13 protein-coding genes are annotated in these 17,442 nt (G+C 43.3%); 3 read left to right on the top strand and 10 right to left on the bottom strand.

The genetic code is table 11. The annotated features are described in order from the left end of the window. Positions 1–687 precede the first annotated feature (687 nt). From gatB to gatC, 3 genes are read right to left on the bottom strand one after another with little or no spacing between them, the layout of a single operon-like run. Complete coding sequence (gatB, locus tag DDV21_RS02745; protein WP_116878094.1) at positions 688–2,127, bottom strand: Asp-tRNA(Asn)/Glu-tRNA(Gln) amidotransferase subunit GatB; 1,440 nt, start codon at positions 2,125–2,127, stop codon at positions 688–690. Then, the gene (gene gatA / locus DDV21_RS02740; protein WP_116878095.1) at positions 2,127–3,593 is read right to left on the bottom strand and encodes an Asp-tRNA(Asn)/Glu-tRNA(Gln) amidotransferase subunit GatA; all 1,467 of its coding nucleotides are present in this window, start codon (positions 3,591–3,593) and stop codon (positions 2,127–2,129) included. The genes gatB and gatA overlap by 1 nt, the downstream gene beginning before the upstream one ends. Beyond that, positions 3,593–3,895: an Asp-tRNA(Asn)/Glu-tRNA(Gln) amidotransferase subunit GatC gene (gene gatC, locus DDV21_RS02735; protein ID WP_116878096.1), complete on the bottom strand. Its 303-nt coding sequence runs from the start codon at positions 3,893–3,895 to the stop codon at positions 3,593–3,595. The genes gatA and gatC overlap by 1 nt, the downstream gene beginning before the upstream one ends. Positions 3,896–4,104: 209 nt before the next feature. Here gatC and DDV21_RS02730 point away from each other — a divergent pair, with 209 nt between their 5' ends. Next, positions 4,105–4,899, top strand: coding sequence for a TraX family protein (locus DDV21_RS02730; RefSeq protein ID WP_116878097.1), 795 nt, complete (start codon positions 4,105–4,107; stop codon positions 4,897–4,899). Between the two features lie 72 nt (positions 4,900–4,971). On the opposite strand, the gene DDV21_RS02725 is transcribed toward DDV21_RS02730, so the two are convergent. From DDV21_RS02725 to DDV21_RS02710, 4 genes are all read right to left on the bottom strand, one after another. Next, on the bottom strand, positions 4,972–5,520 hold the full coding sequence (locus tag DDV21_RS02725) for a cysteine hydrolase family protein (protein WP_116878098.1): 549 nt from the start codon (positions 5,518–5,520) through the stop codon (positions 4,972–4,974). Beyond that, a complete protein-coding gene (codY, locus tag DDV21_RS02720; protein ID WP_116878099.1) occupies positions 5,521–6,303 on the bottom strand; it encodes a GTP-sensing pleiotropic transcriptional regulator CodY in 783 nt (260 codons plus the stop codon). It abuts the gene before it with no gap. Between the two features lie 418 nt (positions 6,304–6,721). Further along, complete coding sequence (locus DDV21_RS02715; RefSeq protein WP_116878100.1) at positions 6,722–7,936, bottom strand: pyridoxal phosphate-dependent aminotransferase; 1,215 nt, start codon at positions 7,934–7,936, stop codon at positions 6,722–6,724. Between the two features lie 63 nt (positions 7,937–7,999). Then, positions 8,000–9,742 (bottom strand): glycerophosphodiester phosphodiesterase, encoded by a 1,743-nt coding sequence (locus DDV21_RS02710; RefSeq protein ID WP_116878101.1) that lies wholly within the window; start codon positions 9,740–9,742, stop codon positions 8,000–8,002. Positions 9,743–10,130: 388 nt separating this feature from the next. On the opposite strand from DDV21_RS02710, the gene DDV21_RS02705 reads away from it, so the two are divergent. Continuing rightward, on the top strand, positions 10,131–10,583 hold the full coding sequence (locus DDV21_RS02705; RefSeq protein ID WP_116878102.1) for a universal stress protein: 453 nt from the start codon (positions 10,131–10,133) through the stop codon (positions 10,581–10,583). Between the two features lie 153 nt (positions 10,584–10,736). On the opposite strand, the gene DDV21_RS02700 is transcribed toward DDV21_RS02705, so the two are convergent. Continuing rightward, entirely contained in the window at positions 10,737–12,119 is a 1,383-nt protein-coding gene (locus DDV21_RS02700) for a Cof-type HAD-IIB family hydrolase (protein ID WP_116878103.1), read from the bottom strand. Positions 12,120–12,954: 835 nt separating this feature from the next. On the opposite strand from DDV21_RS02700, the gene DDV21_RS02690 reads away from it, so the two are divergent. After that, on the top strand, positions 12,955–13,914 hold the full coding sequence (locus DDV21_RS02690) for an asparaginase (protein ID WP_116878105.1): 960 nt from the start codon (positions 12,955–12,957) through the stop codon (positions 13,912–13,914). 51 nt (positions 13,915–13,965) lie between these two features. Here DDV21_RS02690 and DDV21_RS02685 read toward each other — a convergent pair whose 3' ends face one another. Next, positions 13,966–14,898: an aldo/keto reductase gene (locus DDV21_RS02685; RefSeq protein WP_116878106.1), complete on the bottom strand. Its 933-nt coding sequence runs from the start codon at positions 14,896–14,898 to the stop codon at positions 13,966–13,968. 353 nt (positions 14,899–15,251) lie between these two features. Next, a complete protein-coding gene (recG, locus tag DDV21_RS02680; RefSeq protein ID WP_116878107.1) occupies positions 15,252–17,267 on the bottom strand; it encodes an ATP-dependent DNA helicase RecG in 2,016 nt (671 codons plus the stop codon). Between the last annotated feature and the right edge of the window lie 175 nt (positions 17,268–17,442).

The raw sequence follows: 17,442 nt of genomic DNA, 5'->3' as shown, positions 1-17,442 counted from the left end.
TAGGAATTCGCAAGGTCCCTGCCAAGACAGCCTTTTTATTTAATTCAATTTAGATTCTGCCGTAAAAAAAGAGGCTTGTCGCCTTGTACTTTTTTCAGCAGATGAGCTTGCACAGGTAGACTGTAAAGCAATGAAATAGCTTGAACTTATTTCAGCTGCCTGCTTGAAAGCTCATTTATTATTGTAACATATTTTTGTCTTGGGAAGTAAGCAGGGCGTATCAGCTTATTTCTCCAGCCTTTCAGAATAAGTTTGGTCCCCTGACAAATACTGACATGGCTTCAGAGTTTATTGGGTTAACATTTAAAGCGGCTGAATTTTGACTGTCTTCAGTAGTTATCACAGATTTATTCAGCTCATCGCTCTCTGAAGCGGAAACCCGAGAGAAAACATTTTCCCTCGGGTTTTCATACTCACTAAGAAAAGGCAGCATAATCACGCAGCTCAGAGCATATATCGAGCAAATTGCTAAAGAGAGGAACAAAAATCGGTCAATTGCCATAAAATGATGATTTCGGTTTTGTCGTCCCAGCTCCGCACAGTTGATTAGAGAGGCCGCTATCCCTTTTGTATCAGGGGATAAGAGCTTCCAATCAACCACTGCGCCAAACTCAGCAGAAATGTATTTCCGAACTGAATGCTAACTGTTTGTCCCAAATTTTTTGTGAAAAAATTTAAAATGACATTTTACTCCAGCAGCTTGGCTAGTTCCTCTTTAAGCAGTTTTTGGGCAATCTGCGGATTAGCCTTGCCTTTAGTCGCTTTCATCAAAAAGCCGGTAAAGGCCTTGTCAGCATTGCGTTTGCCTGATTTAAAGTCTGCTACTGCTGCTTCATTATCTGCAAACACTTGATGAATTATGGGAACCAGTACTGCCGGATCTGAGATTTGAACCAAGCCTGCTTTTTCAACATATTCACGCGCCGAACCGCCATTTTTGGCCAAATGGGTAAAGACTTTCTTGGCAATCTTTGATGAAATGGTAGCATCTTGGATAAGCGTCAGCATTTCAACTAAGTTTTCTGGTGTCAGCTGGATTTGTTCAAGCGTTTTGTTTTCACTGTTCAGGAATTGTGCCACTTCACCTTGCAGCCAGTTAGACACTAATTTAGCATCGCCGCCCAGAACGACAGCTTTTTCAAAGAAATCAGATATCCCCTTAGTCGCGGTTAATTGCCCAGCATCATAAGCACTTAGGCCTAATTCAGTTACATAGCGGGCACGGCGTTCTTTTGGAAATTCAGGAAGACTGTCACGCATTTTTGCAATCCAGCTATCAGAAATTTCAAACAGCGGCAGATCCGGCTCTGGGAAATAGCGGTAATCCGCCGATCCTTCCTTAACACGCATAAGTACTGTTGCCTTATTGGCTTCATCATACCGGCGGGTCTCCTGCCGAATTTGTCCGCCGGAGCGCAGGATCTTAGCCTGGCGTTCTGCTTCAAATTCTAAGCCTTTGCGGACATTGCTGAAGGAATTCAAGTTTTTCAGCTCGGTTTTTGTCCCAAATTCTTCTTGACCGTAAGGACGGAGGGAAATGTTGGCATCTACACGCATAGAACCTTCTTCCATCTTAACATCAGAAATACCGGTGTACTGAATAAGTTCTTTAAGGGCTGTCAGATAGGCATAAGCCTCTTCAGGAGAGCGCATATCTGCTTCCGAGACAATTTCAATCAGCGGCACTCCCTGACGGTTGAGATCAACGTAAGAATAGCCATCTGTGCCATGAGTATTTTTCCCTGCATCTTCTTCCAAATGCGCGCGTTCAATGCGGATTTTTTTGCTCGATCCGTCTTCAAGCTCAATCTCAATCCAGCCATCATAGCCGATAGGTTCATCAAATTGAGAAATTTGATAGGCTTTTGGATTATCGGGATAGAAATAATTTTTACGGTCAAAGTGCATATTTTGATGGATAGCCATATTAAGAGCCAGTGCAGCCTTGATGCCCGCATCAATAACGCCCTTATTCATGACAGGCAAAACACCCGGAAAAGACCAGTCAATCACATTGGTATTGGCATTCTGTTCTTGTCCGAAATGAGCAGGTGTCGGTGAGAAAATCTTGGAATTGGTATTCAGCTCAACGTGAACTTCAAGTCCGATAATTGTTTCAAAGTTCATTAGGCATCCCCTCCAAAAATAAGTGGTTTTTGTTTATGATAATCAGTTGCTGCTTCAAAAGCACCAGCTGCTTGATAAATGGCCGCTTCGCTGTATTTTGGACCGATCAGCTGCAGACCGACCGGCAGACCTTGAACAAAGCCGGCAGGGATTGAAATCCCAGGCAGACCTGCCAAATTTACCGGAATCGTCAGAATATCGGCCAAATACATCGCAACAGGATCATGATTAAGCGTGTCCAGACCAAAGGCCGGAGTCGGTGCAGTCGGCCCTAAAATCAAATCATAGTCAGCAAATACATTTTCAAAGTCCTCGATAATCAGCGTGCGAACCTGACCGGCCTTTTTAAAATAGGCATCGTAATAACCTGAAGAAAGGCTGAATGTCCCCAGCATAATTCGGCGTTTCACTTCATCGCCGAAACCTTCGCTGCGTGTGTTGATATAGATATCATCCAGATTGCTGAAGTTTTCCGTACGGTAGCCATAGCGAATGCCGTCAAAACGCTGTAAATTCGAAGAAGCTTCCGAAGAAGCGATAATATAGTAAACAGCCACCCCGTATTTGCTGTGCGGCAGACTGACTTCTTCAACTGCCGCCCCCAATTTTTCAAACTGTTTAGCAGCAGCAAGAACCGTTTCTTTCACTTCCGGATCAATGCCTTGACCGAGGTATTCTTTAGGCAGGGCGATTCTCATCCCCTTGATATCCTGACCAATTTTAGCCGTAAAATCTCCGGCTGGCTGTGCAGATGAAGTCGAATCTCTGACATCATGACCGGCTATCACATTGAGGAGCTGAGCATTTTCTCTGACTGTCTGCGACAGCGGACCGATCTGGTCGAGTGAACTGCCAAAAGCAATCAGACCAAAACGTGAAACACGGCCGTAGGTCGGCTTCAAGCCAACGATGCCGTTGAAAGAAGCCGGCTGGCGAATAGAACCGCCTGTATCGGAACCCAGTGACAAACGCACCTGACCGGAGGCTACAGCTGAGGCAGAACCGCCCGAAGAACCGCCCGGAACTTTGGTTTGGTCCCAGGCATTCTTTGTCTTTTTATAATAAGAAGTCTCAGTGGAGCCCCCCATGGCAAATTCATCCATATTAGTTTTTCCAATGACAATCATATCCTTGGCATAAAGCTTCTCAACGGCTGCAGCATCAAAGATTGGCTCATAATTATAAAGCATTTTTGACGCAGCTGTTGTTAAAATACCCTTAGTCGAGATATTATCTTTGACTGCTACTGGAATACCAGCCAGCACATTATCTGCATCAATCCCTTTTTCATCAAGAATCTGAGCCTGAGCTAGTGCAGCTTCCTCAGAAACCGTAATAAATGAGCCGACTGCTTCTTCACGCTCTTTGATATCTTTGAGTGCAGCTTTAGTCAACTCCGTTGCTGATATTTCTTTTTTGACGAGGAGCCGATGCAGCTCGTCAACCGTTTTATGATTTAAAGACATTATGCATCTCCTCCGTCTTCCAGAATAGCCGGCACTTTAATGTAATAATTTTCAGCCTGCGGTACATTTTTAAATAATTCATCACGGTCATCGCCTGCAGCAGCAACATCATCACGCACGACTGTCTGCCGTTCTGCCATCGTTGCTGTAACCGGAACACCTGTCGTATCCACTTCGTTCAGCAGCTCGACCATATCAACAATCTTTGTCAGAGTTGTCGCAAATTCTGCTGTCTCTGCTTCAGAAAACGACAGCTTTGACAGGCTGGCAACATGCCGAACATCTTCTTCAGAAATTTTCATTGCTTTCTCCTTCAAGACAGTAAAGACTTTTAAAGCAGTTAAAACCCAGACATTTTATGACTGGCTGTTTTTCACCATTTTACACTTCACCCTTCTTTTACATAGTCCTAAGAAATTATATCATAAAATCAGCTTTAAGCATAACCTTACAGGACTGTAAGGTTACTTTTTCTTTTCTTTGTTAAACTAAAATTAAGGAGGGTCTGACCATGGAAAAGCGTATTCTTTTCAACACCAACCAGCTGAAATATTTGGCACTTGTCTTTATGTTTCTGGATTCGTTATTCTTTAGTTTCCCAGGTATCTTCCCTGCTTGGATACACCTGATCACCCGCTTTGTCGCTCCTCTGTTTGCTTTTTTTACCGTTGAAGGCTTCTTTCACAGCAGCAGCCGAAAAAAACATTTAAAACGGCTTTGGCTGGCCGCAGGCCTCATGCAGCTGGGAAATTTCCTGTCCTATCTTCTGTTAGGGCCTGCATACCAAATCACAGATAATATCTTCTTAACACTGGCTTTAGGTTACAGTGTCATTTTTCTCTTTGAAACAGGCAAAACCAAATCAGCCTATCGATTGCTGTTTTATTTGGCAGGGCTGCTCCTGTTTATTAGCGGCTTAATTTTTTCGGTTCTGCCAATCGTAATCAGAAGCTACAGTTTTGGTGTTGAAGGCGGTATTCAAATTCTCTTTACAATGCTGATTTTTTGGGCCTTTTATGGCAATCGGCAGAAACAAGTGCTTGTTTTTTTGTTGTGGAATCTCTTACTCCTTGCTTTAATGGGTCCTGATTTTAATATCAGTCAGGCACCGTCTTTTGCTGCTTGGTTTGCTCATTTTTGCTACAACAGCGACAGCCTGACCTTTCTCTTTTTGCCAATTATCTTTTTATATAATGGTCAAAAGGGGAGTAAAAAACCGATTCATAAATGGATTTTCTATATTTTTTATCCCCTGCAGTTCTGGCTGCTGCATCTGCTGGCCTATTTCATACATTTTTCCGGATAAATTAAAAAGAGCGGAACAAAATCGGTAAACATAAAAAACCGATTTTATTCCGCCTTTTTATCAGCTGAATTCTTATTTAATGACCGCCCCTAAAACATTTTGCAAGTGATTAAGCGCCCATTGATTATTTTCCGGTGTCAGACTGGCTACACAGTCTTTTGGTATTTCAAGGCTGTAGCCCAGATTATAGGCGTCAATAGCTGTATGTAAGACGCAGATATCTGTCAGCACGCCCGTTAAAACCAGCTCAGTCACATGGCGTTCACGCAAACGAATGTCAAGATCCGTTCCGGCAAAGGCTGAATAATGCCTTTTATCCAGCCAAAAGACCTTCGTATCCTGCTTTATCTGCTCATAAACCTGGCCTAACCGTCCGTATAAAGCACGCCCGGCAGTACCATTGATGTTATGCGGCGGAAAGAGGCGGCTTTCAGGGTGAAATGCATCTCCTTCATCATGACCGTCAATAGCAAAAAAGATATAGTCTCCTGCTTCATAAGCCTGCTGTGTTTCAGCAGCGATAGCTTTTTCAATAGTCTGGGCCGGTTTTCCGGCAGTCAGTTTGCCATCATCAGCAACAAAATCATAAGTGTAGTCAATAGAGATTAAAGCTTTGGTCATTTAAAAATCCTTTAACTTATCAAAAATACCTTCATTAATTACCTTAAGATAGGTTCCCTTCATTCCCAGTGAGCGGCTTTCAATGATACCGGCACTTTCCAGCTTGCGCAGAGCATTGACAATCACCGAGCGTGTGATACCGATTCGATCGGCGATAACTGATGCTGTCAATCGGCCTTCATTGCCCTCCAATTCACCGAGAATAGCAGCTACTGCCTTCATCTCGGAATACGAAAGTGTGTTAATCGCCATATTAACAGCTGTCTGCCTGCGAATGGTTTCTTCCAGATTTTCTGTCTGCAGATTCAATAACTGAATGCCTACTACCGTTGAAGCAATTTCAACCAGAATCAAATCATCTTCATCAAATTCTTTATCATTCCGCCAAATAACCAGAGAACCCAGCCTCATACCGCCGCCGTAAATAGGGGCAATCGTAGTCAGCCCGTCAGGATAGATATCCTTTGATTCCACAGGAAAAATTGTCAGGTCACTGTCAATAGGCAGATTAGCTTCTGTATCATAAACACGGCTTGCCGCTTTGACATAGTCTTCCGGCAGCTGTTTAGCAGCAAAGAATTCTTCAACCCGGTCAGTATTCGTCTTATACTTCATCGCATAGCCTAAAAGCGTGCCGCCGCCATTCATAATACAGGCATTGCAGTCAATAATATCGGCCAGCTGAGCAGCCATCGTGTTATAAGGCAAATCAGTTTCCAGACTGTCTACCGAACGCTGCAAAATCGAAGTGATTTTCCTTGTTTTTTGTAATAAATTAGCCATTTCCCTAATCCTTTTATTGTTTTACAGTTTCATTATAACAAAGGCCTATATAAATTGCAAACAATTGTCTGAAAATTACCGGCAATTGCGACAATTTTTTGTAAGCGTCACCTTCCCTGACGTTATGCAATCCCTGCTCAAATAAAAATATGAGATTTCACTAAAGAAATCTAATGAAAACAGAATTTAAACTAGAATTCTAATCAAGACCGCACCCTTCTAGCCATCCTAGCAGAGGTGCGCCGACGAAATCATAGATTTCTGGCTTACCGTCAGCCGTAGCTGACTGAAGGTTTTGTCGTCTTAGCAGCCGACCGCACCCTTCTAGTCATCCTGACAGAGGTGCGCCGACGAAATCATAGATTTCTGGCTTACCGTCTTTTCATACGGATTTCTTTACGGGCTTTGTATCTTGGTGTTACCGGCGATAGTGGTGCAGGACCCGTGTGATTTTTTCCTGAACGGCTGCTAGTTCTTCTACTCTCGGCAGGTAGACAATCCGAAAGTGATCGGGATTTTTCCAATTAAAACCGCGGCCATGCACAAGCATGACTTTTTCTTTTTGCAGCAGGCGCAGAACAAATTGTTCATCGTCATCAATACGGTACATATTTTGGTCGATTTTCGGAAAAATATAAAGTCCGGCCGACGGCTTCACAGCTGATAGTCCGGGAATCTCATTAATGGCCTTATAAATAAAATTCCGCTGTTCATAAATCCGGCCGCCCGGCAATAAGAGTTCATCAACCGACTGGTGGCCTCCCAATGAAGTCTGCACAACCTGCTGTGACAAAACATTGGAACACAGCCGCATGTTGGCTAACATATTCAGACCTTCAATATAGTCTCTGACATGTTTTTTGGGGCCGGACAGCACCATCCAGCCTACTCGAAAACCCGCAATGCGGTGAGACTTGGACAGACCGTTCATGGAAACACAGAACACATCCGGCGCCAAGCTGGCAATAGCTGTGTGCTGCAAACCATCCATGACCAGACGGTCATAGATTTCATCGGCAAAAATCAGCAGATCATTTTGTCTGGCTATTTCAACGATTTCTTCTAAAATATCTTTGGGATAGAGAGAACCTGTAGGATTATTAGGATTGATAACCACGATAGCCTTGGTATTAGAGCTTATTTTTGCCTTAATATCAGCAATGTCAGGATACCATTCTGCCCTCTCATCACAGATGTAATGAACAGCGTGTCCGCCTGCAAGGCTGACAGCAGCGGTCCAAAGCGGATAGTCCGGCATGGGAATGAGTACTTCATCACCATCATCAAGCAGCCCCTGCATACTCATAGTAATCAATTCGGAGACACCGTTCCCAATATAAATATCATCGACATCTACTTTTGGAAATCCCTTAATCTGACAATACTGCATGATAGCTTTGCGGGCTGAGAAAATCCCTTTACTGTCTGAATAGCCTTCGCTGTTGCGGGCATTTAAAATGAGGTCACGAATGACTTCATCCGGTGCAGTAAAACCAAATTCTGCCGGATTGCCGGTATTAAGGCGCAGAATTTTCTCACCATTAGCCAGCATCCGGTTAGCCTCGTCTAAGACCGGCCCGCGAATATCATAAGCGACATGTTCTAATTTAGATGATTTTTCAAATATTTTCATGCTTTTTACCTCACGATAAATTATAGCCCAGTTCTTTTAAAATTTAAAATAGTTTATAACATGCTATGCAAGGTTCAAGAGCCGCAGGAAATATGCTAAATAAGAATTATCCTCAGCTAAAGCTGCTTTTTCTTCTTTTACAAGTTCAGGATAATCGGTAATAATTCCTGTGACACTGGACTGCAGGTAGCGCTCAACTTCAATTTCGCTGTTGATGGTCCACACATACAGTTCCTTTCCTTGTTTTTTGGCAGAGCGAGCCAAACTTTCCCGGTAAGAAAATTCCTCTAAAGCATAAAAGTCAATATTTCGTACAGTGAAATGACCGATTTGCAAGGGAATAACATAGCCTGTCTCAATAGCCGGATTTAGGGATTCGATGCGCTGTACAGTCGCCAAATTCATAGACATCACTTTATAGTCCCAACTGACTCCCAATTCCTGCAGGCGGGCAAGAAACAGCTCTTCATAATCTGCAGGCTCTTTCCCGCTTGGCTTCAGCTCTACCAAAAGCTTTACCCCCAGCTTTTTAGCTTCCTCTACATAGGTTTCAAAGCTTACCATGCGGCTGCTTAGGCCGTTTTGTTTTATTTTTAAACCCACAATATCAGATGCTTTAGATTCACTGATAGCAAGATCTTTTCCGGTCAGACGCTTGAGATTGTCATCATGGCTGACAATGAACTCTTTATCCTTACTCATAATAAGATCCATTTCAACATAGTCAGAACCAGATTCTGCGGCTGCTTTTAAGGCCTCTAGAGAGTTTTCTACTCCTTTACTCACATAGCCGCGATGGGCAAGGATTTGAATTTTCTGGGGATCGGCTTTTGCTACACGGCTGCTATTATAAAAATAAGCCAGACTGCCGATTGCAAACATAAGAAGCAAAAGTGAAAAGGGACGTTTTTTTAAGGAAGGTCTGACTTCAGTTCGCTTATCCTGCTTTAAACTACTTAGAAGGTAAGCAAGTGAACCTAATTTTACAAAAAGGCTGCCTGTAAACATAAGCCCCCAGATAAGCGTTAAAAATAAGGTTTCAATCAGCACATTCCCTTGACTGCGGTCAATAACTGCTGCTGCGCCAAGTCCTAAAAGCAACAGGAATACCAAACCGCTGGTTAATGTTGCATTAACTAGAATTAAGCCGCCTAAATTTTTTATTTTGCTGATTTTAGTCAACTGCCAGCTTTTTTTCATATTTTGGATGAAAGCCTGCCGATTGTCAGTGACAGTCAAAGGCAGAGTATAAATAAAACGGAAATAAAGATAAATGAACACAGCATTAGCAGCATAATACAGATAAGTTCCGCTGCTTGTTTTAAAGAGCTCCCCTGAAATAAACTTAGGAATGTAGAGATTCTCCAATAGAAATGACGAATAGAAAAAACCTAAGACTGGCAGAGATAAAACCAGATAAAGCAGAAAAGCCAGAAAATTCCAACCAGAGAGAATCCGGAAAAAATAAGAGCTCCTTTCTTTCAGTCTAGAAAAAATCAAACTTAGTTTTCCTTCTTTTACTTTAATGATCTCAGCTAGTACAGAAAATTCCACATAGATAAGGAACGCTAACAGCAAAAGGTAAAACGGCAGCAAGATGAGGGTCAGCGGATTAGAAAAAAAAGTCAAAATATTATCAGCGGTTAAGCCGGGGAGTCCACTGTTAATCAAAATCACTCTAAAAAGCAGGGAAAGCAAATAGGCCCCGATAGTTGTCAGAAACAGCTGCAAAACGGCAGCACGCAGGATATAAGTGTCTTTATACCAGTAAAGATCTTTTAAAACGCTTTTAACAGTCTTTAACATATTAACTCCTCTGTTTTTTATCAGTTCCTATTTTATCAAAATGCTAAACATTAGAAAATGCTTTTTTGCTGCAGGTCATATACAGCCAGCCAAAAACGGCTTTTTATACAAAATATGAGAGAAAATTATCACACTGCCTTTAAGCAGATCTTTTTTGCTTTAAAATACGGCTTTTTCACTTACAGTCAAACAGGATGTATGGATGAAATTTCAGAAATTTATTTAAAACGCTTTCACTTTTATTCGCAAAGGAGTATAATATAAGGGTACAGAGCAGAAAGACAGCGCTCATCTTACAAGCAAATTCCTTTTTTAGGTAAGATTTTTGCTGCAGCTGAACTTTGCTGCTTATTTCTTCCAGAATGTTAATCAAAGGAGGAGCAGGGATATGTCACAAAAATATGAACGGATTCTCATTGCTATCGACGGGTCTTATGAATCAGAACTGGCTTTTCAAAAAGGCGTAAATGTTGCTCTGCGCAATGATGCCGAACTTTTGCTCACACATGTTATTGATACACGTGCTCTTCAAAGTGTTGCCACTTTTGACACCTATATTTATGAAAAATTGGAACAAGAGGCAAAGGATGTGCTTTCTGACTATGAAAAACAGGCACGTGAGGCCGGTCTGACAAAAATTAAGCAGATTATTGAATTTGGCAATCCCAAATCACTCCTGGCAAGAGATATTCCGGATAAGGAACATGCAGATTTGATTATGGTTGGAGCGACAGGTCTGAATACTTTCGAGCGTCTGCTGATTGGTTCATCATCCGAATATATCCTCCGCCATGCTAAAGTCGATTTGCTGGTTGTCCGGGACAGCCAAAAGGTCTTCTAGAAGATTTGTTTCAGCTCTCTATTGGTTTGACTGCTTAATGCTCTTTAAGGCACAAAGCCACACGGCTCGCTGATAAAAGGTGGCTTATCTGCATTATATCTATGTTTACAGTCTTTAATACCTAAAATAAAGCCCGTCTAATCTGAGCGAGCTTTATTTTTTATTTAAAGATTTCTGAATTTGCCTGTCCAGCTCAGTTTTTATAGCTGTTTCCGGCGCAAAACGCTCTTCCCAGTCGTCGGGTTTTAATATTTTATGAGTAACAGGATCAAAGTGTGCTTTGCCATCCGGAAAAATTTTACCCATATTGGCTTCATGAACAATATCAAAGAAAGGCTTCGGATCCACACCCATCAAAACAAAAGAACCGTAAGTCAGATAAAGGAGATCTGTTAAGGCATCCGCCTGACCGACTAAAGGCGTCTCAGAATGCTCTTTTGACCGAACTTTCTCTCCAGCTTTATCAATGGCATAGTGCAGATCCAGCAAGGCGTTTTTGAACTGTGTTTCATCTCCTTGGCTTGCCGCATATAAAAATTCCACAATTTCTTCAGCCTTAAAATCTGCCCGATGGCCGGCTTCTTTAACAGCGTAAACTTTCGGCGTTTCTCTGGTACTGCCATCCATAAGCTGATGGAAATCTTTAACCTTGTTAAAGTTTTCATCCTTGCTCTTAAAGCTTTGTTCCGTATCAAAATGAATCAGACCGTAATGAGCTAAGGCCTTAGAAATACCATCATTATTGTTGCTTGCTGTTGTGTAGTGAGCCGCTGCTTTAACCGACTCGGCCGCATTGCCCATTGACACTCCTATGCCTACACCGGAAAGCATTTCAATATCATTTTCGGAATCACCGAAAGCCATAACTTCCGTCAGATTAAAATCGAACAATTCACCAACACGGGCAATCCCTCTGATCTTAGACTGCCCTTCTGAAATCAAATCTGCCGAATAAGGGCTGCTGCGGGTAATTGTGATATGAGGAAATTTTTCTTCAATTTTCGCCGTTTCACCCGCAGTCGCCACCATAACAATTTGATAGACCGGCTCTCGCATGATGGTTACCAGAGTCTCCATGTTTTGCGGTTTAAAACGGCGGATTAAATGTTTAAAACTTTGCTCCACGGTTTTAGCCATCCTTTTGGGAACAAGACTGCTGACTACCTGTCCGAATCTGCTGGTACCCATATTAATAATATTAGAGCCAACCAGCCCGGAAGCTAACCCGAGAGATATTTCCCGCCTTTTTTCGCCTGCATAACGGATAACCTTGTAGATCAGCGACTTAGGCAGCTGATTTTGGTAGAGTATTTTATCGCGTGTATAAATATACTGACCGTTATAAGTCACAGCAGCATCGAGACCCAAATTTTCCATATAAGGCTGCACAAAAGCAGGGCCGCGTCCAGTTGCCAAGCCCACAAAAACACCTTGCTCTTTTAAACTTTTAATCGCTCTTTCCGTTGATTTTTGAACATTCTTGCGATCATTCAAGAGTGTCCCGTCAATATCAAAAAATACTGCTTTAACTACCAAATTTATTTTTACGCTTTCCTTTACTAAGATACAAAGGCCGTTAAAAGCTCACAGCAAAAATAGGAAAACCGACGAAGAGTCGCCAGACTCTAGGAAGGTTTATCTTTTTTGCAAAGAGCTTAGGCCGTGTTCAATTCCACTAAGATACAAAGGCCGTGAAAAGCTCACCGCAAAAATAGGAAAACTGACGAAGAGTCGCCAGACTCTAGGAAGGTTTATCTTTTTTGCAAAGAGCTTAGGCCGTGTTCAGTTCCACTAAGATACAAAGGCCGTGAAAAGCTCACCGCAAAAATAGGAAAACTGACGAAGAGTCGCCAGACTCTAGGAAGGTTTATCTTTTTTGCAAAGAGCTTAGGCCGTGTTCAGTTCCACTAAGATACAAAGGCCGTGAAGAAATCCGTATGAAAATAGGGACTGACAAGTGATGCTCTTGCATCACGCTGGCAGGCATACTCACAGAGCAGCCACACTCGTACGTCAGCTTGCGCTTCCTACGATTGCGTCTCTTTTTCATTAGGATTTTAGGCCATGTTCAATTCCACCAAGATACAAAGGCCGTGAAGAAATCCGCATGAAAAGGCGGTAAGTCCGAAATCTGCGATTTTGCAGACGCGCTCCTGCCAGGACGGCTAGAAAGATGCGGTCGGCCGCTAGGACGACAAAGCTTCCAGACGTCTACGGCTGGCTAGGCCCTGTGACAGAACCTCAAATGACAGGTTCCCTCACTCTCCCATTTTCAAGTTCGGGCTGCCAGTGTACTCCCGCAGCATTTAGCCGTGTTTCGTTTTTGTGTTAAAATAGATTATATCATATTTTTTAAGAAAGTTTTACAGCTATGAAAAAAATCCTGGTCCTCCATACTGGCGGAACAATTTCGATGCAGGCCAATGCCTACGGAGAAGTCTTGCCTGAAGCTGACAATCCTATGAATCATGTTCGTCTGCCGCTTAAAGATATTCAAGTTGAGGCAGTTGACTTTTTTAATCTGCCCAGTCCCCACATCACTCCACAGCACATGCTGGATTTGGGGCTCTACATAAAAGAAACTGCTCTGCAGTATGACGGCGTTGTTATCACCCATGGAACAGATACTTTAGAAGAAACTGCTTATTTTCTCGATACCCTGCAGCTTCCGCCTGTCCCCCTTATCCTGACTGGAGCCATGCGGAGCGCAAATGAGCTCGGCAGCGACGGTGTTTATAATTATCTTTCCGCCTTGCGTGTAGCTGCCCATCCTCAAGCAGCTGATAAGGGGGTATTGGTTGTGATGAACGACGAGATTCATGCCGCTAAATATGTCACAAAGACTCATACCACTAATGTTTCTACTTTTCAAACACCGACTCACGGGCCTTTAGGCATTGTCATGAAACAGGATATCCGCTTCTTTAAAGCAGCAGAGCAGCGCAGAAGGTTTAGCATTAGAGAAATAAAAGGACTGGTTCCCATCATCAAAGCTTATGCGGGAATGGAAGACGGTATCATCAGTCTTCTGACAGCAGATCAAATTGATGGGGTTTTTGTTGAAGCATTAGGAGCAGGAAACCTTCCGCCTAAAGCCGCTCTGGCTATGACAAGGCTGGTCGAAGAGGATATCCCAGTTGTACTGGTTTCTCGCTGCTTTAATGGTATTGCTGAGCCTGTCTATGGCTATCAAGGCGGCGGCCGTAAACTCCAGCAGGCCGGACTGATGTTTGTGAAAGAACTTAACAGCCAAAAAGCCCGACTGAAACTTCTTATTGCTCTTAATGCAGGCCTAAGGGAAGAAGCCCTCAAAAGCTATATTGAGGGCTGATGCTGCTATGTCCGGCCATCTTTCTTCTTTAGAGACAGCTAAATTAACAAGCTACCGACGCATTAACCGGCTGGGCAGCCTGTTTCCTGCACTTTGATAGATATCATACCATTCAAAGCGTGTCAGGGAAATAGTCTGTGCCTTCATGATCCGAGCAATACGTGCTGGGTTCATTGAACCAATCAGCACTTGCACATGAGCGGGGTGACGCAAAAGCCAGGCAACAATAATGGCTTCCGCTGAAACCCGATAGTGTTCAGCATAAGATTCGATTTTCTGAGCCAGCTCTTTGTAGCGCTCATTTGTCATAAAAAGGCCTTGATTTGAATCAATCTGAAAAGGGGACCACGCTTGAATCGTAATACGGTTCAAGCGACAGTATTCCATGGTCCCATTGTCACGGTCGACTCCGGCTTGATTAGCCATATTAACATTAAATGCTGCATCAAACATGACAGTGTGAGCTGGAGAGAGCTGCATCTGGTTAATAACAAGCGGCTCGTCAAGATAAGTCTGCAGCAGTTCTATTTGATAGCGGCTGTGGTTGCTGACCCCAAAATACTTGACTTTCCCTTGTTTTTTAAGCTGACTGAAAGCTTCTGCCACTTCTTCCGGCTCCATAAGAACATCGGGCCGGTGGAGCAGCAGAAAATCAAGATAATCGGTTCCCAGCCGCTCTAAACTTTCTTCAGCCGAAGCCAAAATATGTTCTTTTGAAAAGTCAAAATAACCTGGACGGATACCGCATTTTGACTGCAGCAGCAGATTTTCTCGTTCCACACCCAAATTGCGGACGGCCTGTCCAAAACGGAGCTCAGATTCACCGCCGCCATAAACATCTGCATGATCAAAAAAATTAATACCATGTTCTAAGGCGGCATCCAATACCTGTCCTGCTTCACCGACTGACAAGGCCCACATTCGCATACAGCCTAAAGCAATAACCGAAGCCTGAACGTCACTCTGACCAAGTTTTTGTAACATAAATCCTCCTCCCCCCAAAGTATAAAAGCTCTTAAAAATTCGTATAAAAAGACGGTAAGCCAGAAATCTGTGATTTCGTTGGCGCACCTCTGCCAAGATGACTAGGGAGCGAGACAGAACCCCAAACCATAACGTTCACTGTCTCGCCCCCGCAAGGCTTAGTAGGTAATTTAAAGCTTTGAAAAAGCGAATAAAGTGCCGCTAGACTACTGCGTCTCGTACCTAATACTAACAAACAATAAGGGCTATTTTCTAAATCAGCCTTCAGTCAGCTACGGCTGGCGGTAAGCCAGAAGTCTGTGATTTCGCAGACCTCCCCTGCGGAACAGTTGCCTCAATAAATAGTTGGACAGCTAATCGAAGCTGTCTTTTTGATCCAGATGGGGCAAAATCGATGCCCATCGTTTGTCCTGACGCCAGTTTTCATCAGAGACAATGCGAGCAGCAACCCGTCTGGCCTCTTCTAAAATATTAAAATCTTCAACAATATCAGCTACTTGAAACTCTGGCAGGCCTGACTGGCGTGTCCCAAAAATTTCACCGGCTCCCCGCAGTTTTAAATCGGCTTCTGCCAGCAGAAAGCCATCATTAGTCTGTGTCATAATCTGCATCCGCTCCTTGCCGGAATCCGTTTTAGGATTAGCGACCAAAATAGCATACGATTGCTTATCTCCGCGTCCTACCCGTCCGCGCAGCTGATGCAGCTGACTTAAGCCAAAGCGGTCAGCATCCATTATCAGCATAATAGTAGCATCCGGTACATTGACTCCAACTTCGATAACTGTCGTTGAAACCAGTATCTGGATTTTTTTATTTTTAAAATCCTGCATAATACTGTCTTTTTCATCATTTTTTAATCGACCGTGCAGGAGGGCAACCTTGGCATCCTCTGCAAAATAGGCAGACAGCTCCTCATGCAGGGCTACTGCATTTTTCAAATCCAAGCTTTCTGACTCCTCAATCAAGGGGGAAATCACATAAACCTGAGCTGCTTTTTTCAACTCTGAGCGAATCCACGAAAAAACGGTGTCTAATTCACTATGCTTGACCCAGCGTGTCACGACCGGCTTACGGCCGGCTGGCAGCTCATCGATCGTTGATACATCCATTTCACCAAAAGCAGTAATGGCCAAAGTTCTCGGAATTGGTGTAGCAGTCATCATGAGAACATCAGGGTTAGCTCCTTTTTCCCGAAAAAGCCGCCGCTGTCTGACACCAAAGCGATGCTGCTCATCTGTAATAACTAAGCCTAAACGGTGATAAGTCACCGCCTCTTGAATCAAAGCATGTGTTCCGACAACCATATTGACTGAACCTGAAGCAATAGCCGATAGGACAGTGCGTTTGACTGCCGCTTTCATTCCCGAAGTTAAAATAGCAATAGATAAATCTGGAAACAAAGCAGAGAGGCTCTCATAATGCTGTTCTGCTAAAATTTCTGTCGGCACCATTAAAGCAGACTGCCAGCCAGCGGTATAAGCCGCATACATCGCCAGACTGGCAATAACGGTCTTACCGGAGCCAACATCACCCTGCAGGAGCCGATTCATATGCCTGCCTGACTTCATATCAGCTAAAATCTCACTCAAGCTGTTTTTTTGCGCTTCCGTCAAGGAAAAAGGCAATTCTGCAAACTTTTGCTCCAACCGTTTTTCGTCATATTTAACGGCTATACCACTGCTTTCTGCCTTGTCAGCTGCTTTAAGAAGCTGCAGATTCATCTGAAAATAAAAAAGTTCTTCAAATTTAATCCGGCGCAGGGCCTGACGGTACTGAGCCAAGTCTTTAGGAAAGTGCATCGCAGCAGTGGCCTGACTGCGGCCTAACAGCCGATATTTGTCAAGCAGTACCTGCGGAAGATTTTCCGGCAGCCATTTATGAGCATCAGCCGAAAAAGCTGATTTAATAGCTTTTACCAGAGCATTTTGCGTGATTCCCTGCACTAAGCGGTAAACTGGCTGCATATCATCCGCTGCTTCTGCCAGAATTTTTATTCCTGTAACAGCTGACTTTAAAGCCTGCCATTTGCCAAAAACTGCCAGCTGACTGCCAGCAGCTATTTTATCCTGCAAATAAGGCTGATTAAAAAAGCTGACATTTATGACCGTCTCCCCCTGTTTCATTTTAAAAGAAAGACGGTTGCGTTTATAACCGTAATACTGCACATTGGCAGGTGTCACTACCGTTCCGGTGATAACTGCCTTTTCGCCGTCAGCTAATTCAAATACAGATTTACTTTTAAAGTCTTCGTAGCGAAAAGGGTAGTAGAGCAGGAGGTCTTCGATAGTGTAGATATTTATTTTATGAAATTTTTCCGCAGACTTAGGTCCCAATCCCTTTAATTCTGCAATAGATGACTGTAGATCCATTCTTCCTCACCAGATAGTTAAAAAGACAAAAGATGATTCAAAAGCAGCTTTTAAGCTTATACTGCCAGACTAGCCGATTTATTTTTATTATAACAAAAGAAAAGAAAGAGAGGGGGGACAAAAATCGGCAAATTGTCATAAAATGACGATCTCTATTTTGCCGCCCGCCTCCGCA

Origin of the sequence: Streptococcus chenjunshii (assembly GCF_003086355.1) — a bacterium.
Lineage (GTDB): Bacteria > Bacillota > Bacilli > Lactobacillales > Streptococcaceae > Streptococcus > Streptococcus chenjunshii.
Note: the sequence above shows the minus strand (reverse complement) of the source record. Positions and strands in the feature narration are given on the sequence as shown.